This is a genomic window from Citrobacter sp. U14242, from assembly GCF_046555775.1.
GTDB lineage: Bacteria > Pseudomonadota > Gammaproteobacteria > Enterobacterales > Enterobacteriaceae > Citrobacter.
This window is the reverse complement of the sequence record NZ_JBKGLW010000010.1, coordinates 148999-174014: the sequence shown is the minus strand read 5'-3', so window position 1 is coordinate 174014 and position 25016 is coordinate 148999. Positions and strand designations below refer to the sequence as shown.

Genomic DNA, 25016 nt, shown 5'->3' with positions numbered 1-25016 from the left:
CTGCAAGAGACTGTTGCTGGCGATAAGATGAAATTAAGTTAACAACAAGTAAAAATATTGTTGCATTAACGAAAGGTTATGATGTAATTATAAGTAATAGCGGTAGTTCCCGGCGGTGATAGTCATTCACTATGGAGATCGCGAATGGAAAAGTCCTGTACTGGACACGTCTCTCAAAGTTATTGCAGTCCCTTACGCGGACGTTTCTCTTCCGGTAGCCATCTCGTCACCGTTAAATCTCTCTCCCTTTCACTTCTTATCCTTGTAACTGACACCCTGTACGGTGCGCGTAGCCGTGTATGGCGTCTTATCCGAAGGCAGGCAATGGCTTACAAGGAAGCCAACCCTCAGATGTTCGTGCGCATAATCGTGCCGAAGGCGGCGCGTGTGATGTATACCTACAACTCAAGGTGCTATCCATGGGAAGACAAAAAGCAGTGATCAAAGCTCGTCGCGAAGCAAAACGTGTGCTGAGGCGGGATTCGCGTAGCTATAAACAGCGCGAAGATGAATCGGTCACCTCGCTTGTGCAGATGGGCGGCGTAGAAGCGATTGGTATGGCGCGTGATAGCCGCGACGCCACACCGATCATGGCGCGAAATGAAGCTCAGGCGCACTACCTGAATGCTATCGAGAGTAAGCAGCTGATATTCGCCACGGGCGAAGCCGGGTGTGGTAAAACCTGGATCAGCGCGGCGAAAGCAGCAGAAGCCCTGATCCACAAAGATGTGGACAGGATCATTGTAACCCGTCCAGTTCTGCAAGCTGATGAAGACCTCGGCTTCTTACCTGGGGATGTTTCCGAGAAGTTCGCTCCCTATTTTCGTCCGGTTTATGACGTGCTGGTAAAACGTCTGGGAGCTTCTTTTATGCAATATTGCCTGCGACCTGAGATTGGTAAGGTAGAAATCGCGCCGTTCGCGTATATGCGGGGACGTACATTTGAAAATGCCGTTGTTATTCTGGATGAGGCACAGAATGTGACTGCTGCGCAAATGAAGATGTTTTTGACTCGCCTCGGAGAGAATGTGACGGTAATTGTGAATGGGGACATTACCCAGTGCGATCTCCCCGCTCATGTTCGTTCAGGGCTAAGCGATGCGCTGGCCCGTTTCGAAGAAGATGACATGGTTGGGATCGTTCGATTCAACAAAGATGATTGCGTTCGCTCGGCACTGTGTCAGCGGACGCTCAATGCTTACAACTGATCTGCTCTGCGTCTTCAAGGCCCGGGCAACCGGGCTTTGTTTTTTGTACCACTATGAGCACAACTGACTGATGGCGTGGCTGACATTGTGGGTGAGGTCAGGTGTTCGCGTTGTATCCCGCATGGGGACATAGCAATAAAAAAGCCGCTGGTCGCGGCTTTTTAAACAAGACAGAGATTACTGTGGGAACCACTGGTCACTGATTTTCTGGTACGTGCCGTCAGCTTTGATCGCGGCCAGCGCATTGTTCAGTTTTTCCAGCAGTGCTTTATTATCCGGGCGAACAGCAATACCAAGACCCGTACCAAAGTACTGCGGATCGGTGACTTTTGCCGTTGCTGTACCTAACTGTGGATTGGTTTTCAGCCACTCATTGACGACGGCAGTGTCGCCAAATACGCCATCAATACGGCCGTTTTTCAGGTCGATGATGGCATTCTGATAGCTGTCGTAGGCCACGGTTTTTACTTCAGGATGTTTGTCCTGCAGGTATTTTTGGTGCGTGGTACCGTTCTCCATCCCAATACGTTTACCTTTCAAGTCATCAAAGCTTTTATAGGTGTCTTTCTTCGCAATTACCAGCGCTGAGTTGGCATAGTACGGCTGGGTGAAGGAAACCTGCTTGCTACGTTCAGGCGTGATGTCCATACCGGAAATCACCGCATCATATTTTTTGAATTTCAGCGCGGGGATCAGGCTGTCGAAAGCATGATTAGTAAAAGTACATTCAGCCTGCATTTGTTTGCACAATGCTGTTGCCAGATCGATATCAAAACCGACAATTTTATTGCTGGCGTCCAGTGATTCGAATGGTGGGTAGGTTGCTGATACACCGAAACTAATCTTATCAGCAGCTGCGGCGCCAGCGGCGAAAGTAGCAAGTAATGCGGCCAGTACTAACTTTTTCATGGTGGAACTCCCGTCTGTCAATCTTATGATTATTTACCGTGTCTGCGGCGTGGATTCACAATGCCATTTAATGAATTTGTATGCAATAAAAATGATTAAATATTTTTCCATGCGTAAAAAAAGACGGACAATTTAGAATGTTGTCCGTCTTTATATTTTTGCTTTATGCACATTTGCCGGATGACGGTGCTAGCACCTTACCCGCCAACATTGGCGCATAAACCGTAGCGCCATCGACTTAATTCCGGTGTTCAAACGCCAGGGCTTTACGTTCGATTAAGCGCATCATCAACGTCAGCAAGCCATTGACGATCAGGTAAATCACGCCAGCGGCACCAAAGACCATGACGTCATAGGTACGGCCGTACAGCAGTTGGCTGTAGCCCATGACTTCCATCAGTGTGATGGTGTACGCCAGTGAGGTACTTTTAAAGACCAGTACCACTTCGTTGGAATACGAGGAGAGGGCGCGTTTAAAGGCATACGGCAGCAGAATGGCCAGCGTATCCTTTTTGCTCATTCCCAGCGCACCACAGGACTGCCACTGGCCTTCCGGGATTGCTCGAATCGCACCGTAAAACAGTTGCGTGGTATAGGCCGCACTGTTTAAGGACAGTGCGATTAACGCGCACAGCCATGGTTCGGACAGCAAATGCCAGAGCACTGGATATTCCTGCAGCGCAGGGAACTGCCCTGGTCCGTAGTAAATCAGGAATATTTGCACCAGCAGCGGTGTACCGGTAAACAACGTGATATAGGCACGAACCAGCCATACCAGTACCGGCGTTTTCAGTGTCAGGATAACAGTGAAAACCAACGCCAGAACCAGAGCCACCACAATCGAGGCGACCGTCAGCGTCAGGCTGGTGTGCAGCCCTTTCAGTAGTTCAGGTAAATACTCAAGCATTAGCCTGGTCTCCGCTCAAAACGTGTCGCGCGCAGGTCAATGCGTTTGAGAATGTACTGACTCACCAGCGTAATCACCAGGTAAATAGCCGCCGCGACGATGTACCAGGTAAAGGGTTCCTGAGTACGGGTCGCAATGCTCTTCGTTTGTAGCATCAGATCGTTCACGCTGATGAGGCTAACCAGCGCGGTATCTTTCAGCAACACCAGCCACTGGTTACCCAGACCCGGCAGGGCATGGCGCCACATTTGCGGCATCACCAGGCGAAAGAAAATCGCGGTTTTAGATAAACCCAGCGCCTGGCCTGATTCCCATTGTCCAAGCGGAACCGCTTTCAACGCACCGCGCAGCGTTTGTGAGGCATAGGCTGCGTAAAGCAATGACAGCGCAATCACACCGCACAGGAAGGGGCTGACGTCGAAGTTTTCAATCTGCATCTGAACGGGGATTTGTACGAACCCAAGGTTGATCGTAAAGCCATCGGCCAGCGTAAGCAGCAGTTGAGAGGAACCGAAATAGATAAACAGAACGACCAGAATTTCTGGTAACCCGCGCAGGATAGTGACCAGCGCTGAACCTGCCCATGCCACCGGACGCCATTTTACAGACTCCCAGACGGCAAAGAACATGGCGAGCGCAAGGCCAATAATCAGCGCACAAACGGCAAGGCCGACGGTCATCCCGGCGGCGCTTGCTAAAGGAAAAAATTCATTCATCAAATATTACTTCTGGAACCATTTGTTATAGATGGTTTCGTAAGTCCCATCTTTCTTCACTTTTTCCAGCGCAGCGTTAAATTTCTGCTGCAGCTCGGTATTACCCTGGCGCACAGCAATGCCCAGACCGGTACCGAAGTAATCTTTATCCGTCACTTTATCGCCAACGGCAGCCAGTTTCGGGTTGTCTTTCAGCCATTCCGTTACCACTGCGGTATCACCAAAGACGCCATCAATACGACCGTTTTGCAGATCCAGTTTGGCATTCTGATAGCTGTCATATGGCACGGTAGTCACTTCCGGATGTTTATCCATGATGAATTTTTGGTGCGTGGTACCGTTCTGTACGCCGACTTTTTTGCCTTTCAGCTGGTCGATGCTGGTGTATTTACCCTGCTGGCCGACAAACAGCGCAGAGTTGTCGTAGTAAGGTGTCGTGAACAGTACCTGCTTTTCACGCTCTGGTGTGATGTCCATACCGGCCATTACCGCGTCAAAACGGCGGAACTTCAGGCTGGGGATCAGGCTGTCGAAGGCCTGATTGGTGAATGTACATGTGGCGTCAATCTCTTTACACAGCGCATTCGCCAAATCAACGTCAAAGCCCACGATCTTGTTATTAGCATCGATGGATTCAAACGGAGGATAGGACGCTTCGGTAGCGAAACGAATGGTTTGGGCTGCGGTAGCGGAAAGACTAAAACCTGCGATTAGCGCGGCAATCAGAACTTTTTTCATTGTATTGTCCCGAATCTTAGTGAGAAAGATAGTTTTTAAACGCTTCGGTTTGCGGGTTGGCAAAGCAGCTCGCATCCCCAAACTCGACGATATGACCGTTTTCCATATACACCACACGACTGGCTGTTTTACGTGCAACTTCCACTTCGTGGGTGACGATCACCTGAGTAATGTTGGTTTCCGCCAGCTCACGAATGATGCTGACGATTTGGGCCGTGATTTCCGGGTCAAGCGCTGCGGTAGGTTCGTCAAACAGCAGCACCTGTGGTTCCATCATCAACGCACGGGCAATCGCCACACGCTGCTGCTGACCGCCGGACAGGTGCAGCGGGTAGCGATCGCTGTAAGGCTTCAGGCGCAGACGCTCAAGCAGTTTTTCAGCACGCGCCAGCGCTTGTTCTTTCGTCAGACCAAGTACGCGGCAGGGCGCTTCAATGAGGTTTTGCTGTACCGTCAGGTGCGGCCATAGATTGTATTGCTGAAAGACCATGCCTACGTTTTGACGCAGCTCACGAATGGCTTTATCTGATGGGGTTTTCGTGAAGTCGAAGCGGTTACTCGCAATAGAGAGCGTGCCCGAGCGCGGCATCTCAAGCAGATTGAGTACACGCAGTAGCGAGCTTTTCCCGGCTCCACTTGGGCCAAGTAACACCAGTGTTTCACCCTGAGGGCAATCCAGCGTGATATCGAACAGCGCCTGATGTGCGCCGTAGAAGCAGTTAATGCCGTTTAATTGAATACTCATTGACACTCGTATACTGGCAGTCTGATAGCTATTGAAGCCGCAGATACTACCTTTGACAGAATAGTTATGCAATATTTATGCGTTAAAAGTTAAATGCGAACCGCATTCTTATCTAAACATAGCACAAAATAGCGGGGTCACCAGTGGGCAAGAATAATTGTCGGCATTCTATGCAGAATGCCAGACAATTTATGGGTGTTATGATTTGATGAGCTGAATGGGGAGATTAGCGGTTTTCGACGGACTGGCGCAGTGTCCCGGCTGGCGCGTGCACGCTACCGCCCAGATAGCGGACATCGTCAACGACCCAGCACTGGCCTTCGCGGATCATCAACACTTCATCACGCCAGCTTTGGTCGCCCTGTTTAAGCTCTACGCGCAGCGGAATATTGCGTGCATCACTATTCGGAATAGTCGATGCGCTGGCGACGCTGGCGCTGTCCGGTAACGTGGCGCGACTGGAGAACGGATCGCTGTTAAACAGTTCGCGATGCGCGTTATCACGGCTGGCATCGTTCAGCAGTTTAGCCAGGTTGTCGCTGAGGTACGGGCGAAGGGCGGTAATGTCATTGTTTCGATGCTGAATACGGTAATCATAGAATTGTTGAGCCACGCTGTCTGGCCCGCCTTCTACGCATGAACCGCTACGCGTGTCGTTATCTTTATAGACCGGCGTCACGGTAGTACAGGCGCTGAGAAGAAGTGCACAGGGAACCAGCAGAGAGAGTTTCGAGTAGCGCATAATGATTTCCTTATTAGCTTTCTACGATTAGTGTTCTACGTTGATAGAATATATCCTTTCAATGATAGTGGATCGGTTTGATAATGCTTTTGAGATCGTGCTCTTAGCACTATAAGGAGATTAACCATGCAGTTTTCGACCACCCCTACACTTGAAGGGCAGAGCATCGTGGAATACTGCGGTGTGGTAACCGGTGAAGCTATTCTGGGTGCAAATATCTTCCGCGATTTCTTTGCGGGTATCCGTGATATCGTCGGCGGGCGCTCCGGCGCATATGAAAAAGAACTACGTAAAGCGCGTGAAATTGCCTTCCAGGAACTCGGTGAACAAGCCAAAGCATTGGGCGCTGATGCGGTTGTCGGTATCGATATTGATTACGAGACGGTCGGGAAAGATAGCAGTATGCTGATGGTAAGCGTCAGCGGTACCGCGGTAAAAACTCGCCGATGAACCGTCTGCTGTGGTTGCTGGCGTTCACGCTGCTGTTGACCGGGTGTGCCGGCGAGAAAGGGGTTATCGATAAAGACGGGTATCAGTTAGATACCCGCCGTCAGGCTCAGGCGGCCTATCCACGCATTAAGGTGTTGGTTATTCATTACACCGCAGATGATTTTGATTCATCGCTGGCTACGCTGACGGATAAAAACGTCAGTTCACATTATTTGATCCCGGCAGTGCCGCCGTTGTATCACGGCAAGCCGCGTATCTGGCAACTGGTCCCGGAAAAAGATTTGGCCTGGCATGCGGGGATTAGCTTCTGGCGTGGCGCCACGCGCATCAACGACACATCGATTGGTATTGAGCTGGAAAACCGCGGCTGGCAAAAGTCGGCGGGAACGAAATATTTCACCCCGTTTGAAGCAACACAAATCCAGGCGCTGATCCCGCTGGCAAAGGATATTATTGCCCGTTATGACATCAAGCCACAAAACGTCGTGGCTCATGCGGATATTGCGCCACAGCGTAAAGATGATCCCGGTCCCCTGTTTCCGTGGCGTGAGCTGGCAGCGCAAGGTATTGGCGCGTGGCCGGATGCGCAGCGCGTCACGTTTTATCTCGCCGGACGTGCGCCTCATACGCCGGTAGATATCGCCCCGTTGCTTGATGTGTTGTCGCGCTATGGCTACGACGTTAAACCTGAAATGACGCCACGTGAACAACAACGGGTGATTATGGCGTTCCAGATGCACTTCCGTCCGGCGTTGTGGAACGGCGTGGCGGATGCTGAAACCCAGGCGATTGCCGAGGCGTTACTGGAGAAATACGGGCAGGGTTAACGCAGATCACCGATGCCTGATGGATCTAGCCAACGGTTAGTTCGGGCAGGTATGTAAGCCGGATAAGGCGCTTGCGCCGCCATCCGGCAATGGCAACCCGCTTAACGTGGTAACTTGCCGTGGTCGCGCAACCAGGCCGCGGTACGTTCAATCCCTTCGTCCAGCGTGACTACGGGCTGATAGCCTAACTCCTCCTGAGCGCGCGTTGTATCCAGCGTAAAATCAAAATTAAGCTTCGACACACCGTAATGCGTGAGTTTGGGTTCTTTAGCCGATTTATTACCAAGACGCTCCATGCTGCGGGCGATCATGTCCAGCATCGGATAAGGAACCGAACGAATACGGCAATCAATATTCAGCTCATCAATGAGCTTCTGCACGATGCTGCGCAGGGTGCGATGCTCGCCGTTGGTAATGTTATAGGCACGACCTGACGGCAGTTTATCGCAGGTTGTCTGACTTGCCAGCCACATCGCATGCACCGCGTTCTCGTAGTAGGTCATATCTACCAGCGCACTTCCGCCGTGCGGCAACAGAATGCTGCCGTAGTGATGCATCATATGCGCCAGACGCGGGATAAACACTTTATCATGAGGGCCGAACAGACTTTGCGGACGCAAGACCGTAAAACGGGTCTGCGGGTTGGCCTGCGCTAACAGCGCAATAACCTCTTCACCAGCGGCTTTGCTGCGGGCGAATTCGTTGGCGAAGCGATGTGGGCGGAAGTCCTCTTTGATATCACGATGGTGGTGATAGTCAAAATACAGTGATGGAGAGGAGATATGAATAAAGTTACGCACACCCCAGGCAACGGCCCACTCGCCCAGACGACGGGTAGCACGGACGTTGGCCAGATCGAAGGCTTCCTGCGTGCCCCACGGTGAGGTGAAACTGGAGCAGTGCCATAGTGTGTCGATACCTGCGAGCATCACTTTTGCCTGCGAAGAGACCAGCTCGGTCAGATCCGCATGGACAAATTCTGCTCCCATTTTTTCCAGCAGCTTACCCATCGCTTCGTTGCGACCGGTGGCTCTGACGCTGATGCCTTTTCCGCACAAAAACTCAACCGCGTTTCGGCCCAAGCCGCTGGTGGCTCCGGTAACCAGTACCTTCATATCAATCCACTGTGTTTAAAAAACGTCGTGCGCATTCTTCCGTGAAATACGCTCGTATGCAATGGGAAACATGAAAGAATACAGTCTCTTTTTATCATTAGTCTGTGATTTGTTCTGCAAGTTTGGCAATACGCTTCGCCATCCCTCTGAAAATGAACAAGTGCGCCGGGATCATCAATAGCCAATAGAAGAGACCGGGCATCCCGTGCGGGTGCCACCATGCCCGGACATCAATGCGTCGGTGATCGTCTTTTTCTTCCAGCGTAAAGCTCAGGCGACCGAGGCCAGGGGCCTTCATGCCAAACAGCAGAGTAAGCTGCTTTTCCGGTTCAACGATGATGACTTTCCAGCTATCAACGGTATCACCAACCTGCAAAAATGGGTGTTGGGGCCGACCTTTCGCCAGCTTGTGACCTACTAACAGGTCTAACGCCGCACGTGTCTTCCACAAAATGTTGCCAAAGAAATAACCTTCTTTACCACCGAGCCGGTTCACGACCTGCCACAACGCTTTCCGGCTGGCGGAGGTCTCCACGCTAAAACCGGCTTGTTTGGCAAAATACCCATATTCAGGACGCCAGCGTGCAAACGCCTGAGCGTCGTAACCCCAGTCGCTGGAGTTGACCAGCTTCTCTTCTTCTTTGAGTGTGCTGCGTACCGCATCGTCAAAGGCGATAAGCTTTTGGGGTATCAATGTCCTCAGTTCAGTGTCATCGGCCAGCAGATCGTGTTTCAGACCCTGTATCAGCGCTTTTGCGGTGGTGGGGGGAACCGAAGTGATGACATTTAAAAACCAGACGGAGATCCAGCGGGTCGGAAAGGGGATAGGGACCAACAGCCGATGCTTACCGCTGACGGCCATAAAGTGCTCAAACTGCTCCTGGTAGCTTAATACCTGCGGGCCTGCGGCTTCGAGTACGCGGTGTTTGCTTGCCGGATGGTCCAACAACGCCACCAGGTAATACATCAGGTTTTCCAGCGCGATAGGCGTGGTGCGAGAGCGTACCCAGCGTGGCGGGGTTAACACAGGTAGGTTATAGACCATGTCGCGCATGACTTCAAACGCAGCGGAACCCGCGCCAACGATAATGCCTGCTCGTAGCTCAGTCACCGGTACACCGGATTCGCGCAGCGTATCTGCGGTAATCTGGCGCGCACGCAGGTGATCGGACTGCTCATGTCTGGGAGCCTGCAATGAGCTCAGGAAGATCAGTTGTTTGACCGGGGTGGTACGCAGCGCATCGCGCACGTTTTCTGCGACCAGGCGCTCATGGGCAATAAAGTCGCCCCCTTCGCCCATGCCATGAACCAGATAGTAAACGGTATCAATACCCGCCAGCAGCGGTGGCAAAGTATCCGGTACATTTAAATCGATCTTATGACAGTTAACGTTGGTCAGTTGCTGCTTTTCCAGCCGCTCAATGCGGCGTGCCGCAGCCAGCACCTGATGCCCTTGCTGGCCGAGCGCCTGAACCAGATGCTGACCAATGTAGCCACTGGCACCAAGAACTAAAATCCGTTGCGGCACACCTGACTCCTTAGCGGGTTAAAAAAGCGCGCCAGTGGGCGACGACTTCAGCAAGCTGTGCACGTGACACGTCCAGATGCATCACCAGACGCACAATCGGGGAGGCGTTAATCAGCACGCCATGTGCCTTCATATACTCGCCCAGTGCTGTGGCATGTTCTTCGCCAACACGGATAAACAGCATGTTGGTGTCGTGACGCATGACATCCGCTCCCGCTTCACGCAACTGCTCTGCCATCCAGGCCGCGTTGTCGTGGTCGTCTTGTAAGCGCGCGACGTTATTTTTCAGTGCATACAGTCCGGCAGCCGCCAGAATCCCGGCCTGACGCATTCCGCCGCCGGTCATTTTGCGCCAGCGAATCGCGCGTTTGATGTAGTCATGACTGCCGACCAGCAGTGAACCCACTGGCGTTCCCAGACCTTTGGAAAGGCAAATTGTGAACGAGTCGCAGTATTGAGTAACGTCTTTTAACTCACAGCCATAGGCGACGATGGCGTTAAAAATTCGTGCACCATCAACGTGCAGGGCAAGGTTTCGCTCACGGGTAAATTCCCAGGCATCCTTCAGGTACTCACGTGGCAACACTTTACCGTTGTGGGTGTTTTCCAGGCTGAGCAGGCGGGTACGGGCAAAATGAATATCGTCGGCTTTGATTTTTGCGGCTACTTTGTCCAGTGGCAGAGAACCGTCTGGGGCAGCATCAATAGGCTGGGGTTGGATACTTCCGAGCACTGCGGCGCCGCCCGCTTCATATAAGTAGTTATGAGCACCCTGACCGGCGATATATTCCTCGCCGCGCTGGCAATGGCTGAGTAACGCAACCAGATTAGCCTGGGTGCCGGTAGGCAGGAAAATAGCAGCTTCTTTGCCAGAAAGTTCAGCGGCGTAGTGCTGAAGGGCGTTAACGGTAGGGTCATCTCCGTAAACATCGTCCCCGACCGGGGCTGCCATCATCTCTTCCAGCATGGCGCGACTCGGGCGGGTGACGGTATCACTGCGTAAATCAATCACGGGCATTCCTTTTTAAGTGAGGTAATGCCCTCTGTTTTACCTGAGCCAGTTAGTTTTCGCCAGTTCGATCACTTCATCACCGCGTCCACTGATGATCGCGCGCAGCATATACAGGCTAAATCCCTTCGCTTGTTCGAGTTTTATTTGTGGTGGAATGGCGAGCTCTTCTTTCGCCACAACGACATCGACCAGCACGGGACCATCGATTGACATGGCGCGTTGCAGGGCTTCATCGACCTCAGAGGATTTCTCAACGCGGATGCCGGTAATACCACAGGCTTCGGCAATCCGTGCGAAGTTGGTGTCGTGTAGTTCTGTTCCGTCGGTCAGATAACCACCCGCCTTCATCTCCATTGCCACAAAACCCAGTACGCTGTTGTTGAAGACGATTATCTTCACCGGGAGTTTCATTTGTACAACCGAGAGAAAATCGCCCATTAACATGCTGAAGCCACCATCGCCGCACATCGCGACGACCTGACGACCTGGTTCAGTCGCCTGCGCACCCAGCGCTTGTGGCATGGCGTTTGCCATTGAACCGTGGTTAAACGATCCTAGCAGGCGGCGTTTACCGTTCATTTTCAGATAGCGTGCGGCCCACACTGTCGGTGTGCCTACATCACAGGTAAAGATTGCGTCGTCCGCGGCAAAATGGCTGATTTGTTGTGCCAGATATTGTGGATGAATGGCTTTATCGCTGGGTTTGGCTAAATCATCCAGCCCTTTGCGTGCATCGCGATAGTGCTCCAGCGCTTTGTCCAAAAATTGCCGATCGGTTTTTTCTTCTACCTGTGAAAGCAGGGCGCGAAGCGTGGATTTAATATCGCCCACCAGCGCCATATCCACTTTACTGTGTGCGCCAATGCTCGCCGGGTTGATATCAATCTGGATAATTTTGGCATCGGTAGGGTAGAACGGACGATAAGGGAACTGAGTGCCGAGTAAGATCAGCGTGTCGGCATTCATCATGGTATGGAACCCGGAAGAAAAGCCGATTAATCCGGTCATACCGACGTCGTAAGGGTTGTCGTATTCAACGTGCTCTTTACCACGCAGAGCGTGAACAATCGGGGCTTTGATTTTAGCGGCAAATTCGACCAGCTCTTTATGTGCCCCGGCACAACCGCTGCCGCACATCAGGGCAATGTTGCGGGAATAACGCAGCAGTTGCGCCAGCTTTTTAATTTCTTCTTCTGCTGGCGTAACCACCGGCAGCGGTGCGTGATACCAGTGCGTACTGGCGCTTTCCGGCGCGGGTTTCAGCGCGACGTCGCCAGGTAAGACAACTACCGAGACACCGCGGTTTAATACGGCTTTTCGCATCGCAATCGCCAGTACCTGGGGGATCTGCTCAGGACTGGAAACCAGCTCGCAATAATGGCTACATTCGCGGAACAACTCCTGCGGGTGGGTCTCCTGAAAATAACCACTGCCTATCTCACTGGAAGGAATATGTGCCGCAATTGCCAGCACCGGGACATGGTTTCGGTGGCAATCAAACAGGCCGTTAATCAGGTGCAGGTTTCCCGGTCCGCATGAACCGGCACAAACGGCCAGTTCACCGGTCAGTTGGGCTTCTGCCCCTGCGGCAAAAGCGGCAACCTCTTCATGGCGGGTTGGCATCCAGTCAATCGTTCCCATACGATTCAGACTATCGCTGAGGCCATTCAGTGAGTCGCCCGTCACACCCCAAATACGTTTAACGCCAGCTTGTTCAAGGGTTTTAGCAATAAAAGCAGCAACCGTTTGTTTCATGGTTTTCCATCTCCTTTAATGTGATACCGGTTACAAGTTTAGATGAAGATAATAGTTATGCTTCTCATTACCCCCTTATTTTCGGCAGCTTACATTTCACGAAAATAAAGCGTAGTTTGGCATAAGACATGGTAAAACAAGGAATGAATTCAAATGGTTACAAACCTATTAAATGCAGTTAACCGGATGCTGACGCACGAGGATTTTGGCAAGTTTTTGTTACGCCTTGCTGTTGGCGGGCTGATGCTGTTCCATGGACTGCATAAACTGTTCGCGGGTATTGATGGCATCAGTGGCATGCTGATAGCGAAAGGATTCCCCGGCTTTATTGCTTACGGTGTCTTGCTGGGGGAGGTTGTTGCGCCTTGCCTGATTATTCTTGGGATCCTGACACGCCCGGCGGCATTAGGGCTGGCGTTTACAATGATTGTGGCGTGGCTGATGGTCGGGATGGGAGAAACCTGGTCTCTGGACAAAACTGGTGCCTGGGCGATTGAGAGTCTGGTGTACTTTTTTATTGGCGCGATGGCGGTGGCGTTTCTGGGCGCAGGAAAATATGCCCTGGGCGGCAATTCAGCCTGGCGGTGATAAATGGCCGGATGACGGTATTAATACTTCATCCGGCCTACAACGGTTCTTGTAGACCGGATAAGTATGCCATCCGGCAATGACTATTTACGCAAGTACCAGATCGCCCTGCGGATGACAGGAACAAGCCAGAACGTAGCCTTCCGCAATTTCTGCATCGGTCAGCGTCATGGTGCTGCTGACCGTGTAGTTACCATCAACCACTTTGGTTTTGCAGCAACCGCACACGCCTGCGCGACAGGCGGCAACGACCGGAACCTTATTGCTTTCCAGTGCTTCCAGTAGCGTCGTGCCAACCGGCGCATAGAACTCTTGTGCGGGTTGCAGCTTGGTGAACTTCAGGCCGCTGGTTGCCGCTTCGGCCACCGGAGTGAAGAACTGCTCTTTAAAGAAGCGTGTTACGCCAAGCGCTTTCACTTCTTTTTCGACCAGATCCATATACGGGGCCGGGCCACAGGTCATCACGGTACGTGAGGTCAGATCCGGGACGTTCTTCAGCAGTTCGGTGGTTAGTCGACCGGAAACAAAACCCTGAGTGGCATTGTTTTCAGCGACTAATGTTACCGGATACTCACGCCATTCATCGGCAAAGATGACATCTTCTGGCGAGCGAACGTTGAAAATCACCTGCACGTCGGCTTGTGGACGGTACTTCGCCAACCAGCGACGCATCGACATGATTGGCGTTACGCCACAGCCGGCAGCCAGCATCAGGAACTTGTCTTCGGCTTTATCTTCACAGGTAAATTCACCCATGGCATCGGACAGCCAGATGTAGTCGCCGCGCTTCACGTCGCGGGTTAACCACTGAGAACCTGCACCGTCGTCAATGCGGCGGATGGTCAGCGTGATGTACTCGCTTACGCCCGGCGTTGAAGAGATAGTGTAAGCACGCAGCGTATCCGCTGAGTTACGTACGCTGACCAGTGCATACTGCCCGGCACGATAGGGATAATAGTCGTGGCAGAGCAACGAAATTGTCCACACATCCGGCGTTTCCTGATGGATGTGATGAACCTGCATCCGCCACGGGCACTGATGGGTTGGCATTGTCATTCTTTACTCCTTACGCGCTCAGCAACTGCTTCATGTCTTCTTCAACGGTGGTCACGGAACGCAGACCAAATTTCTCGTTGAGTACAGCCAGCAGATCGGGTGTGAAGAAGCCAGGTGCCGTTGGGCCAGTCACGATGTTTTTCACACCCAGAGACAGCAGGGTCAGCAGAATAACAATCGCTTTCTGTTCGAACCAGGAGAGCACCAGTGACAACGGCAGGTCGTTCACGCCACAGCCCAGTTTCTCAGCCAGAGTGACGGCCAGGATAATGGCAGAGTAGGCATCGTTACACTGACCGGCATCGACCAGACGCGGCAGACCTTCGATATCGCCGAATTCCAGTTTGTTGAAACGGTATTTACCACAGGCCAGCGTCAGGATCAGGCAGTCGTCCGGTACGCTGGTGGCGAAGTCGGTAAAGTAGTTACGTTCGCCGCGTGCACCGTCGCAGCCGCCAACCAGGAAGATGTGACGCAGTTTTTCGCGGCTCACCAGGTCGATCAGCGTATCAGCGGCACCCAGCAGCGTCTGACGACCGAAACCGACGGTGATCAGATGAGGAATTTCGCTGTACGGGAAGCCAGCCATCTGCTGCGCCTGAGCAATAACCGGACCGAAATCATCACCTTCGAGGTGGCTCACACCCGGCCAACCGACGATGCTACGGGTCCAGATGCGGTCATCATATGCGCCAACGGTTGGATCGATGATGCAGTTAGAGGTCATGACGATTGGGCCAGGGAAACGAGCAAATTCAACCTGCTGGTTCTGCCAGCCGCTGCCGTAGTTACCGATCAGGTGCTTGAATTTACGCAGTTCCGGATAGCCGTGCGCCGGCAGCATTTCACCGTGGGTATAGACGTTAACGCCGGTACCTTCGGTCTGCTCCAGCAGGTTGTACAGATCTTTCAGGTCGTGACCAGAGATCAGGATGCATTTGCCTTCGGTCGCTTTCACGTTGACCTGGGTTGGCGTTGGGTGACCGTATTTGGTGGTTTCACCGGCATCCAGAATGCTCATTACTTTGAAGTTCATCTGGCCGATTTCCATTGAGCACTCCAGCAGAGCGTTCATATCGGAAGGCCAGGTACCCAGCCATGCCATGATTTTGTGGTACTGCGCGTAGATATCGTTGTCGTACTGACCGAGAACGTGTGCGTGCTCCATGTAAGCTGCCGCACCTTTCAGGCCGTACAGGCACAGCAGACGCAGGCCGAGAATGTTCTCGCCGATGGTCGCTTTGTCTTTATTCGGGGTAAACTCAGCGGCCTGACGTTGCAGGTCGCCCAGATCGTCGCTGACCAGTTGCAGGTCGGCCATCGGGTTTTCAACCGTTGCGTTAGCATCAATGTTCAGGCATTGCGCTTTCAGTGCATCGCGCATGGCGATAGCTTCACGAGCATAGCCAACAATACGCGGGGAATCGAAGTTAACGTTGGTCAGCGTAGAGAAGAATGCACGCGGCGCGAAGTTATCAACGTCATGGTCGATGATGCCGTATTCACGTGCTTTAACAGCCCATGCAGACAGACCTTGTAGGGAAGCAATCAGCAGATCCTGCAGATCGGAGGTTTCAGCAGTTTTACCGCACATACCCTGCGCGTAAGAGCAGCCGTTTCCTGCCGGAGTACGGATGGTTTGTTCACATTGCACACAAAACATGGTCACACCTTTTAAAGTTATATTTGATATACATGTTTAAGGTTATGCCTGCGCGCGAAGGGATTAAAGGGATTTCTGATACAACTTGCAGGGAGATTGATTTAGCGCAATTTTGGCGGTAGCTGACTACCGCCAGAGAGGTATTTGTCTGTGTATCAGGCGGAGAAAAAGGCCATTAACAGAGGTACTAACAGGCTAAGAATAAAGCCGTGCACAATGGCTGCGGGAACCATCTCCAGACCACCACTGCGTTGCAAGACGGGCAGCGTGAAATCCATTGATGTCGCCCCGCAAAGACCCAATGCGGTTGAACGACTGCGGACCACCAGTCCAGGAATCAGCATAATGGCAATCAACTCACGCGCCAGGTCGTTAAAAAAGGCGGCGCTGCCAATTACTGGACCGAATGATTCGGTCAACAAAATGCCTGACAGGGAATACCAGCCAAAACCCGAGGCCATCGCCAGGGCGGTTTTCAGCGGCAGACCGAGGAGCAGCGCATTAATGACGCCGCCCAGCAGAGAGCTGGCTACTACGACGACGGCAACAATCATGCCCCGACGGTTCAGTACGATCTGCTTTAATGTCATACCACTGTTTCGCAGTTGGATCCCAACCAGGAATAATAAAAAGATCAGCGTATATTCGCTGGCTTCGGTCGCGTGCTGCAGCATCGACAATCCGGTAAGACCCAACAGAAAACCCAGCACCACGACACCGCAAAGCTGTAGCGACTCAAGCGCCATCGCGATTCGGGAGGGGAGCTTCTCTTGTTGGTGGCTGTGTCGCCAGGGGAGTGAGCGCTCCAGCCACAGCAGCGCTGCGATATTACACAGCAGAATGACCGTCACACTGACGGCAGAATAATAAAAAATGGATAACAGATTACTGGCGAGATTATCCAGAAACGCCAGACTGATCCCCATAAAAAAGAGAATAAGGTAGACGATCCAACTTAACAGCCGGTTGATGAGTTTTAATGCGGCTCTGTGTCGAAGCGGAATGAGGTAACCCACAATAAGGGGGACCAGAATGATTAACAGTCCTGAAAACATGAAAACCAGATCCTTGCTGAGAAGTAAGACGAAATGCGCCTGCACACACTACTGAAAGCAAAGAGGGGAGTAAAGTTGCAAATTAAAGGAAATATAGCGAGGGGAAAAAAGGCCTGACAGTTCATCAGGCCTTGTTGTTAGCGATTAATCACGTTTTTCCAGCAGGGTGCGGTAAATAAGGCCGCCGACGATCCCGCCGATAATCGGCATAACCCAGAATAACCAAAGCTGTTGTAATGCCCAGCCGCCCTGGAAGATAGCAACCGCGGTGCTACGTGCCGGGTTTACGGAGGTATTGGTGACCGGGATACTGATCAGGTGAATCAACGTTAAGGCAAGACCGATTGCAATTGGCGCAAAACCTGCCGGAGCATGTTTATCGGTCGCACCATGGATCACTAATAAGAAACCTGCGGTCAGGACGATTTCAATTACGATGGCAGAAAGCATGGAATATCCGCCAGGCGAATGCTCTCCGTAACCGTTTGAGGCGAAACCACTGGCTGCTGCATCAAAACCGGCTTTGCCGCTGGCAATGAGATAAAGTACCGCTGCTGCTACAATGCCGCCCACAACCTGAGCAATAACATAACCAATAACGTCTTTCGCCGGGAAGCGACCACCAGCCCATAAGCCGAATGTCACTGCCGGGTTAAAATGGCCACCTGAAATATGACCCACAGCGAATGCCATGGTTAATACTGTCAGACCAAACGCCAGGGCGACACCGGCAAACCCAATACCTAACTCCGGGAAAGCCGCGGCCAGAACGGCACTACCACACCCACCAAAAACAAGCCAAAACGTGCCGAAGAACTCGGCTGCTAATTTCCTGAACATAACCACCTCAATTAAAAGTTCCGGGTTAGTTTTTCTATCCCGGTATTTCATCGCTAAAAGGGACGATGATTAAAGAGCGCTTATTCTAGAAAAAAATCTCATCCCTTCGCCACTTAAATTAATAAAAAAATTTGATTTAAGGCAATGTGATGCGAATCCTTTTTGGATTTCAGGTGAATAAAGCATAGTTCAGTTATCAGAAATCGGATTATTGACGTCTGAAATTATATTCAAAAGTAATTTTTAAAGAGAATATTCTTAACTCTTCTATTTATCTGCGGATGATATCGGGTGTTCTGAGCACCCGCTTACCGTTATACTCCTGATAACTTGAAGGAAAAAGTGAGCATTTCCGGAGGCTATATGATTCTCGAACGCGTTGAGATTGTTGGGTTTCGTGGTATTAATCGGCTGTCGTTGATGCTGGAGCAGAACAACGTGCTGATTGGGGAGAACGCGTGGGGTAAGTCCAGCCTGCTGGATGCGTTAACCCTGTTGTTGTCGCCAGAGTCGGATTTGTACCATTTTAACCGCGAAGATTTCTGGTTCCCGCCGGGTGACATCCAGGGCCGGGAACATCATCTGCATATTGTCCTGACGTTTCGTGAATCTCAACCGGGTCGCCATCGTGTGCGCCGATATCGCCCGTTAGAAGCGTGCTGGTCGATGTGCTCCGATAACTATCACCGTATTTTCTATCGACTGGAAGGTGAGTGCGCTGATGACGGCAGCGTCCTGACATTACGCAGTTTCCTTGATGGCGAAGGCCACCCGTTACCCCTCGACAATATTAACGATCAGGCGCGTCATCTGGTGCGTTTGATGCCAGTATTACGTTTACGTGATGCGCGTTTTATGCGGCGGATCCGTAATGGCACGGTGCCGGATTCAGCGGATGTTGAAGTGACTGCGCGTCAACTGGATTTTATGGCGCGTGAGTTGGCCACCCGACCGCAGAATCTGACGGATGGGCAGATTCGCCAGGGGCTGTCAGCGATGGTTCAACTGCTGGAGCACTACTTTTCGGAACAAGGTTCTGGCCAGTCCCGCTATCGTCTGATGCGCCGACGCTCCAACAACGAGCAACGCAGCTGGCGTTATCTGGATATTATCAACCGTATGATTGATAAACCTGGAGGGCGCACGCACCGTGTGATTCTGCTGGGGCTGTTTTCCACGCTATTACAGGCTAAAGGGTCGCTAAGGCTGGATAAAGACGCTCGTCCGTTGCTACTGGTAGAAGATCCTGAAACGCGGTTACACCCCATTATGTTGTCTGTTGCCTGGCAACTGTTGAACCTGCTTCCCCTGCAGCGAGTGACGACGACCAACTCTGGTGAATTGTTGTCACTCACGCCCGTGGAACATGTTGTCCGACTGGTACGAGAATCTTCCCGTGTTGCCGCCTGGCGACTGGGACCGGGAGGACTCAATGCGGAAGATGGGCGGCGCATTGCCTTCCATATCCGTTTTAATCGGGCGTCTTCACTGTTTGCCCGTTGCTGGCTGTTGGTGGAGGGCGAAACAGAAACATGGGTCATCAACGAGCTGGCTCGTCAGTGCGGGCATCACTTTGATGCTGAAGGGATTAAAGTCATTGAATTTGCCCAGTCTGGGCTTAAACCACTGGTGAAGTTTGCTCGCCGGATGGGAATTGAATGGCATGTGCTGGTTGATGGCGATGAGGCGGGGAAAAAGTATGCGGCCACGGTACGCAGCCTGTTGAACGATGACAAAGAGGAAGAGCGTGAGCATTTGACCATGTTACCCGCGCTGGACATGGAACACTTTATGTACCGCCAGGGGTTCTCGGATGTTTTTCATCGGGTGGCGCAAATACCGGAAAATGTGCCGATGAATATGCGCAAAATTATAGCGAAGGCGATCCATCGCTCGTCAAAACCGGATCTGGCGATTGAAGTGGCAATGGAAGCGGGGCGACGCGGTGTTGAAGCGGTGCCAACGTTGCTGCGGAAAATGTTTTCCCGCGTGCTGTGGTTAGCACGCGGGCGAGCGGATTAGCGGCGGAACATGACTGATAACTGCGAGTGGATACTGTCGAGTAACTGATAGCGGCGGCGATATTCCGCGCGCTTCTTACTGGCAATATCGGCTTCGCTTTTACGCGCCAGCGTACGCGGAATATGATAGTAACCATTGCTGTCACATTCGCCGCCAACTGACTCCCAAAATGAATTGTAGTCAGAATGAATAACCTTGTTTTTATCATGGTAACGCTGGCTGCGAAAAATATGCTGGTCACTACTGACTGCCAGTACCTGTTCAATATTCAATTGTTCTGCAAAACGACAAATAGCTTCCATTACAATGCGTTTAGGAAACAAACCATGGCATGATTTCGTCGCTTTTTGAATTTCTTCGTGCGGCATTAATCGGTTACCCCCCTGCAAGCCACCAATAAAAAGCGCGCTGCGTCCTTCATAGTTGCACAGGGTGAAGGTCATTTCTGCTAATGTCTCGCCCTCACTATTACGGACAAGAATGGTGCTTTCACCTTCTTTATCGAGGGCAATAAATGAGGACATTATAATGGTGTATATTGCGCTATCTTTGCCTTCAATTTGTGCCAGTTGTAACCCATCTGCACTTAAATAATCATTAAACTCTTTCGATGAAAAAGCGTTGCGAAAAACATTGTAATGAAAACGCACGGCATCGAGTTTTGCTTTACGGTCAAGGTTGACTGCGAGATACGCGCGATGCAGACGAACCGGTATACGGGGTTGTATCGCGAGAATTTCTTCAAGATCCGGCCATTGCGCCAGCTCAGCCATCCACTCACGTGTCAATCGTGGCATCAGCAATGAGCGCCATACAAACTTACGGCGAAAGCTTCGTTGATGCCAAAATTTACCTGGCCGCCATTGTCCGGTTGTCAGACGACAAAAAAGACTAAAACTTGTGGCGGGTCTGGAAGAATGAAAAGTGCTTTCTGTTAGCTGACTCATAATAACAATCCAATAGATACTCTGATACTAATTTCAGCACAGCGGACCTTAACGGTTCATCAATAACTCTGTTATTCTTTGCACTTTTCAACGCCTGTTAATTTATCGTTGATGTTTATCACTCCACTCTGGTGGGCGTATTGGGGGACACTGGGACATTTTATGAAGCTCAAGGGAAAAATTAAAAAACGATATTTTCTCCTCGCCATCATCATTATTGTGGCGATGATTTCACTTTGGCGAACGCTTAATGCGCCACTGCCTCAGTATCAAACGTTAATTGTACGTCCAGGCGATCTCCAGCAAAGTGTGCTGGCCACCGGGAAACTGGATGCGTTACGCAAAGTTGATGTTGGTGCACAGGTGAGTGGGCAGTTAAAAACGCTGTCAGTAGCTATTGGCGATAAGGTTAAAAAAGATCAGTTGCTCGGCGTTATCGATCCTGAGCAGGCACAAAACCAAATCAAAGAAGTTGAAGCGACGCTCATGGAGCTGCGGGCTCAGCGTTTGCAGGCTGAAGCTGAGTGGAAACTGGCACGCGTAACGCTTTCTCGTCAGCAACAACTGGCGAAAACGCAGGCGGTTTCGCAGCAGGATCTCGACACGGCAGCGACCGAGATGGCGGTCAAACAGGCACAGATTGGCACTATTGATGCACAAATTAAGCGTAATCAGGCTTCCCTTGATACGGCAAAAACGAACCTCGATTACACGCGGATCGTCGCGCCAATGGCGGGTGAAGTGACACAAATCACCACCCTCCAGGGGCAAACCGTCATTGCCGCCCAGCAGGCGCCCAACATTTTGACGTTGGCAGATATGAGCACCATGCTGGTAAAAGCGCAGGTCTCCGAGGCAGATGTTATTCACCTGCAGCCGGGCCAAAAAGCCTGGTTTACTGTGTTGGGCGATCCGCAGACACGGTATGAAGGCGTGCTTAAAGATGTACTTCCGACGCCTGAGAAGGTGAATGACGCCATTTTCTACTATGCGCGCTTCGAAGTGCCTAACCCGAAGGGGATCCTGCGCCTTGATATGACCGCACAGGTGCACATCCAGCTCACAGACGTTAAAAATGTACTGACGATCCCGCTGTCGGCGTTGGGCGATCCTATTGGCAACAACCGCTATAACGTCCGGCTGCTGCGCAATGGTGAAACTCGCGAGCGCGAAGTGGTCATCGGCGCCCGCAATGATACCGACGTCGAAATTGTGAAAGGGTTGGAAGAGGGGGATGAAGTTATCACCGGTGAGGGTAAAGTGGGAGTAGCACAATGACGGCATTGCTTGAGTTGAGCAATATCCGCCGCAGTTACCCGTCAGGCGAGGGACAGGTCGAGGTATTAAAGGACGTCTCCTTGCGCATTCAGGCCGGGGAAATGGTGGCGATCGTCGGGGCATCAGGCTCGGGTAAATCGACGCTGATGAACATCCTGGGATGTCTGGACAAGCCTACCAGTGGAACCTATCGGGTTGCGGGGCGGGATGTTTCTACACTGGATAGCGATGCGTTAGCGCAACTGCGGCGTGAGCATTTCGGCTTTATCTTCCAGCGTTATCATTTGCTTTCACATTTAACGGCGGCACAAAATGTTGAAGTTCCGGCGGTGTATGCCGGGACTGAACGTAAGCAGCGTCTGGCTCGTGCTCAGGAATTACTTCAGCGCCTGGGGTTGGGGGACCGAGTTGATTATCAGCCTTCCCAGCTTTCTGGTGGTCAGCAGCAACGTGTCAGTATTGCGCGTGCGTTGATGAACGGGGGTCAGGTCATTCTGGCTGATGAACCCACTGGCGCGTTGGACAGCCACTCCGGCGAAGAGGTGATGGCTATTCTGCATCAGCTACGCGATCGCGGGCATACGGTAATCATCGTCACGCATGACAGCCAGGTTGCCGCCCAGGCAGAACGCGTAATTGAAATTCGTGATGGCGAGATTGTGCGTAATCCGCCACCACAAAAGCCCGCTAGCGGACGTGATATTGCTGAACCCACGGTGACGACGGCTTCTGGCTGGCGTCAGTTTGCCAGCGGCTTTCGTGAAGCATTGACCATGGCCTGGCTGGCCATGGCCGCCAACAAAATGCGTACACTGCTCACAATGCTGGGCATCATCATCGGTATCGCTTCGGTGGTATCGATTGTGGTGGTGGGTGATGCGGCAAAACAACTGGTGCTGGCAGACATCCGAGCGATTGGTACGAATACTATCGATATCTATCCGGGCAAAGATTTCGGTGATGACGATCCACAATATCAGCAGGCGCTGAAGTATGACGATTTAGTTGCGATTCAGAAGCAACCCTGGGTCAGTTCTGTTACGCCTGCGGTATCAAAGAACCTACGCCTGCGCTATGGCAATATTGATGTCGCCGCCAGTGCAAACGGTGTTAGCGGTGATTACTTCAATGTCTATGGCATGACGTTCAGTGAAGGCGCGACCTTTAATGCAGAGCAACTGGCGGGGCGGGCACAAGTGGTGGTGCTCGACAGCAATACCCGACGCCAGTTGTTCCCCAGCAAAGCAAAAGTGGTGGGTGAAGTTATTCTGGTGGGAAATATGCCAGCCACCGTCATTGGCGTTGCGGAAGAAAAACAATCGATGTTTGGCAGCAGTAAGATCCTGCGCGTCTGGCTACCATACAGCACCATGTCAGGACGGATCATGGGGCAATCGTGGTTAAACTCTATTACCGTGCGGGTAAAAGAGGGTTTTGATAGCGCCCAGGCCGAGCAGCAACTCACCCGTCTGTTATCGCTGCGTCATGGCAAAAAAGATTTCTTCACCTGGAACATGGATGGCATCTTGAAAACCGCCGAAAAAACCACACGTACATTACAGCTCTTTCTGACGCTGGTAGCGGTGATTTCGCTGGTGGTGGGTGGGATCGGCGTGATGAACATTATGCTGGTATCGGTGACAGAGCGTACGCGTGAAATCGGTATTCGGATGGCCGTGGGGGCGCGGGCCAGCGATGTGCTACAGCAGTTCTTAATTGAGGCCGTGCTGGTGTGCCTGGTGGGAGGCGCGCTCGGTATCAGTTTGTCGATGTTAATTGCCTTTACGCTACAACTGTTCCTGCCTGGGTGGGAAATTGGTTTCTCTCCTGTCGCGCTGTTAACGGCTTTCTTGTGTTCAACCGCCACCGGAATTTTGTTTGGCTGGCTTCCGGCCCGTAATGCCGCGCGTCTGGATCCCGTGGATGCTTTGGCGCGAGAATAACCTGTTGTATTGCATAATAAATAAAAATGCCAGCCTCAGGGGCTGGCATTTTGTCTGCGGGATGTACACAATGAGACAGAAGAGCTATGCGACAGCTTCTGCTTCAATGACGGGCACGATAAGACTGGCATGATTGCCTTTTGGCCCCTGGTGGACATCAAACTGGACAGACTGTCCGGCTTTTAGCGTTCTGTAACCATCCATCTGAATGGTGGAGTAATGGGCGAAGATATCTTCACCGCCGCCTTCGGGGCAGATGAAACCAAACCCTTTGGCATTATTGAACCACTTAACAGTACCCGTTTCCATACTTCGACATCCTTCGTAAATCTTATATAAGTAAGATGGAATGAACCGGTGGCGGAGTGGGGGCTGTTCAAAACCTCGCCAACTCTCGAAACTACAATTTAGAGAAATCAGGCGGGGCGTCAAGCGCCAGGCAGGTGGAATCGGGTAAAAATGCATCAAAATTTGAAGCAGTTAACGCTATTGTCGGATATGTGACAGATGTCGCGGATGACACTGATAGATGATAGTTATCTAATAATTGAGGTAGATTGATTATGCGCATAGGCTCTAGTCAGCGGCAAGTTATTCTGCCGGTAACCGTAACTGAAGATGACGACTGACAATGGGTAAGACGAACGACTGGCTGGATTTCGAACAGCTGGCGGAAGACAAATTGCGCGACGCGCTAAAACCGCCATCTATGTATAAAGTGATATTAGTCAATGATGATTACACTCCGATGGAGTTTGTTATTGACGTGTTACAAAAATTCTTTTCTTATGATGTAGAACGTGCAACGCAACTGATGCTTGCCGTTCACTATCAAGGTAAAGCCATCTGCGGCGTATTCACCGCCGAGGTTGCTGAAACCAAAGTGGCGATGGTGAACAAATATGCGAGGGAAAACGAGCATCCGTTGCTGTGTACGCTGGAAAAAGCCTGAATGCAGGCATAAATATTGGG

General features: G+C 51.7%; 24 protein-coding genes. 8 read left to right on the top strand and 16 right to left on the bottom strand.

Features of this window, described 5'->3' with window-relative positions; all coding sequences use genetic code 11:
• Positions 1-419: 419 nt before the first annotated feature.
• Complete coding sequence (phoH, locus tag ACLJXE_RS17805; RefSeq protein ID WP_410751563.1) at positions 420-1208, top strand: phosphate starvation-inducible protein PhoH; 789 nt, start codon at positions 420-422, stop codon at positions 1206-1208.
• A 177-nt stretch (positions 1209-1385) separates the two neighbouring features.
• Here phoH and artJ read toward each other — a convergent pair whose 3' ends face one another.
• The 6 genes from artJ to ACLJXE_RS17775 form a co-directional block, all read right to left on the bottom strand.
• On the bottom strand, positions 1386-2117 hold the full coding sequence (gene artJ, locus ACLJXE_RS17800; RefSeq protein ID WP_271441340.1) for an arginine ABC transporter substrate-binding protein ArtJ: 732 nt from the start codon (positions 2115-2117) through the stop codon (positions 1386-1388).
• Positions 2118-2355: 238 nt separating this feature from the next.
• Positions 2356-3024 (bottom strand): arginine ABC transporter permease ArtM, encoded by a 669-nt coding sequence (artM, locus tag ACLJXE_RS17795; RefSeq protein WP_137382221.1) that lies wholly within the window; start codon positions 3022-3024, stop codon positions 2356-2358.
• Positions 3024-3740 (bottom strand): arginine ABC transporter permease ArtQ, encoded by a 717-nt coding sequence (artQ, locus tag ACLJXE_RS17790; protein ID WP_040231854.1) that lies wholly within the window; start codon positions 3738-3740, stop codon positions 3024-3026. Before artQ ends, artM begins: the two co-directional genes overlap by 1 nt.
• Before the next feature lie 6 nt (positions 3741-3746).
• Positions 3747-4478, bottom strand: coding sequence for an arginine ABC transporter substrate-binding protein ArtI (gene artI, locus ACLJXE_RS17785; RefSeq protein ID WP_003027298.1), 732 nt, complete (start codon positions 4476-4478; stop codon positions 3747-3749).
• 16 nt (positions 4479-4494) lie between these two features.
• The gene (gene artP / locus ACLJXE_RS17780) at positions 4495-5223 is read right to left on the bottom strand and encodes an arginine ABC transporter ATP-binding protein ArtP (protein WP_410751562.1); all 729 of its coding nucleotides are present in this window, start codon (positions 5221-5223) and stop codon (positions 4495-4497) included.
• A 226-nt stretch (positions 5224-5449) separates the two neighbouring features.
• Positions 5450-5965, bottom strand: coding sequence for a lipoprotein (locus ACLJXE_RS17775; protein WP_410751561.1), 516 nt, complete (start codon positions 5963-5965; stop codon positions 5450-5452).
• Between the two features lie 126 nt (positions 5966-6091).
• Here ACLJXE_RS17775 and ACLJXE_RS17770 point away from each other — a divergent pair, with 126 nt between their 5' ends.
• Together ACLJXE_RS17770 and ACLJXE_RS17765 are read left to right on the top strand one after the other, a co-directional pair.
• Positions 6092-6415, top strand: coding sequence for a heavy metal-binding domain-containing protein (locus tag ACLJXE_RS17770; protein ID WP_001160726.1), 324 nt, complete (start codon positions 6092-6094; stop codon positions 6413-6415).
• Positions 6412-7242, top strand: coding sequence for an N-acetylmuramoyl-L-alanine amidase (locus tag ACLJXE_RS17765; protein ID WP_286628152.1), 831 nt, complete (start codon positions 6412-6414; stop codon positions 7240-7242). Before ACLJXE_RS17770 ends, ACLJXE_RS17765 begins: the two co-directional genes overlap by 4 nt.
• Positions 7243-7343: 101 nt before the next feature.
• On the opposite strand, the gene ACLJXE_RS17760 is transcribed toward ACLJXE_RS17765, so the two are convergent.
• The 4 genes from ACLJXE_RS17760 to poxB form a co-directional block, all read right to left on the bottom strand.
• A complete protein-coding gene (locus ACLJXE_RS17760) occupies positions 7344-8357 on the bottom strand; it encodes an NAD-dependent epimerase/dehydratase family protein (protein ID WP_410751560.1) in 1014 nt (337 codons plus the stop codon).
• A 97-nt stretch (positions 8358-8454) separates the two neighbouring features.
• Positions 8455-9885 carry an SDR family oxidoreductase gene (locus ACLJXE_RS17755; RefSeq protein ID WP_286628151.1) on the bottom strand — a complete coding sequence of 477 codons (1431 nt, stop codon included), beginning with the start codon at positions 9883-9885 and terminating at the stop codon, positions 8455-8457.
• A 10-nt stretch (positions 9886-9895) separates the two neighbouring features.
• Positions 9896-10897, bottom strand: coding sequence for a low-specificity L-threonine aldolase (gene ltaE, locus ACLJXE_RS17750; RefSeq protein ID WP_410751559.1), 1002 nt, complete (start codon positions 10895-10897; stop codon positions 9896-9898).
• Positions 10898-10933: 36 nt separating this feature from the next.
• Positions 10934-12652, bottom strand: coding sequence for a ubiquinone-dependent pyruvate dehydrogenase (poxB, locus tag ACLJXE_RS17745; protein WP_410751558.1), 1719 nt, complete (start codon positions 12650-12652; stop codon positions 10934-10936).
• Positions 12653-12805: 153 nt separating this feature from the next.
• Between poxB and ACLJXE_RS17740 the strand changes: the two genes are divergently transcribed.
• Positions 12806-13240 carry a DoxX family protein gene (locus ACLJXE_RS17740; RefSeq protein WP_410751557.1) on the top strand — a complete coding sequence of 145 codons (435 nt, stop codon included), beginning with the start codon at positions 12806-12808 and terminating at the stop codon, positions 13238-13240.
• Positions 13241-13327: 87 nt separating this feature from the next.
• Here the strand turns inward: ACLJXE_RS17740 and hcr are convergent, their stop codons facing one another.
• From hcr to aqpZ, 4 genes are all read right to left on the bottom strand, one after another.
• Complete coding sequence (hcr, locus tag ACLJXE_RS17735; RefSeq protein WP_286628147.1) at positions 13328-14296, bottom strand: NADH oxidoreductase; 969 nt, start codon at positions 14294-14296, stop codon at positions 13328-13330.
• 10 nt (positions 14297-14306) lie between these two features.
• Positions 14307-15959, bottom strand: coding sequence for a hydroxylamine reductase (gene hcp / locus ACLJXE_RS17730; RefSeq protein ID WP_286628146.1), 1653 nt, complete (start codon positions 15957-15959; stop codon positions 14307-14309).
• A gap of 155 nt (positions 15960-16114) precedes the next feature.
• On the bottom strand, positions 16115-17014 hold the full coding sequence (locus tag ACLJXE_RS17725) for a lysine exporter LysO family protein (RefSeq protein WP_410751556.1): 900 nt from the start codon (positions 17012-17014) through the stop codon (positions 16115-16117).
• 144 nt (positions 17015-17158) lie between these two features.
• Positions 17159-17854 carry an aquaporin Z gene (aqpZ, locus tag ACLJXE_RS17720; protein WP_048212061.1) on the bottom strand — a complete coding sequence of 232 codons (696 nt, stop codon included), beginning with the start codon at positions 17852-17854 and terminating at the stop codon, positions 17159-17161.
• A gap of 363 nt (positions 17855-18217) precedes the next feature.
• Between aqpZ and ACLJXE_RS17715 the strand changes: the two genes are divergently transcribed.
• On the top strand, positions 18218-19876 hold the full coding sequence (locus tag ACLJXE_RS17715) for an ATP-dependent endonuclease (protein WP_410751555.1): 1659 nt from the start codon (positions 18218-18220) through the stop codon (positions 19874-19876).
• On the opposite strand, the gene ACLJXE_RS17710 is transcribed toward ACLJXE_RS17715, so the two are convergent.
• Entirely contained in the window at positions 19873-20823 is a 951-nt protein-coding gene (locus ACLJXE_RS17710; protein ID WP_286628143.1) for a VirK/YbjX family protein, read from the bottom strand. The genes ACLJXE_RS17715 and ACLJXE_RS17710 overlap by 4 nt on opposite strands.
• 162 nt (positions 20824-20985) lie before the next feature.
• On the opposite strand from ACLJXE_RS17710, the gene macA reads away from it, so the two are divergent.
• On the top strand, positions 20986-22101 hold the full coding sequence (gene macA / locus ACLJXE_RS17705; RefSeq protein WP_410751554.1) for a macrolide transporter subunit MacA: 1116 nt from the start codon (positions 20986-20988) through the stop codon (positions 22099-22101).
• Positions 22098-24044, top strand: coding sequence for a macrolide ABC transporter ATP-binding protein/permease MacB (gene macB, locus ACLJXE_RS17700; protein ID WP_410751553.1), 1947 nt, complete (start codon positions 22098-22100; stop codon positions 24042-24044). The genes macA and macB overlap by 4 nt, the downstream gene beginning before the upstream one ends.
• An 84-nt stretch (positions 24045-24128) precedes the next feature.
• Here macB and cspD read toward each other — a convergent pair whose 3' ends face one another.
• Positions 24129-24353, bottom strand: a complete 225-nt coding sequence (gene cspD, locus ACLJXE_RS17695; RefSeq protein WP_005128369.1) for a cold shock-like protein CspD — start codon at positions 24351-24353, stop codon at positions 24129-24131.
• A 322-nt stretch (positions 24354-24675) separates the two neighbouring features.
• Between cspD and clpS the strand changes: the two genes are divergently transcribed.
• Positions 24676-24996, top strand: coding sequence for an ATP-dependent Clp protease adapter ClpS (clpS, locus tag ACLJXE_RS17690; protein ID WP_005128368.1), 321 nt, complete (start codon positions 24676-24678; stop codon positions 24994-24996).
• Positions 24997-25016: the final 20 nt, after the last annotated feature.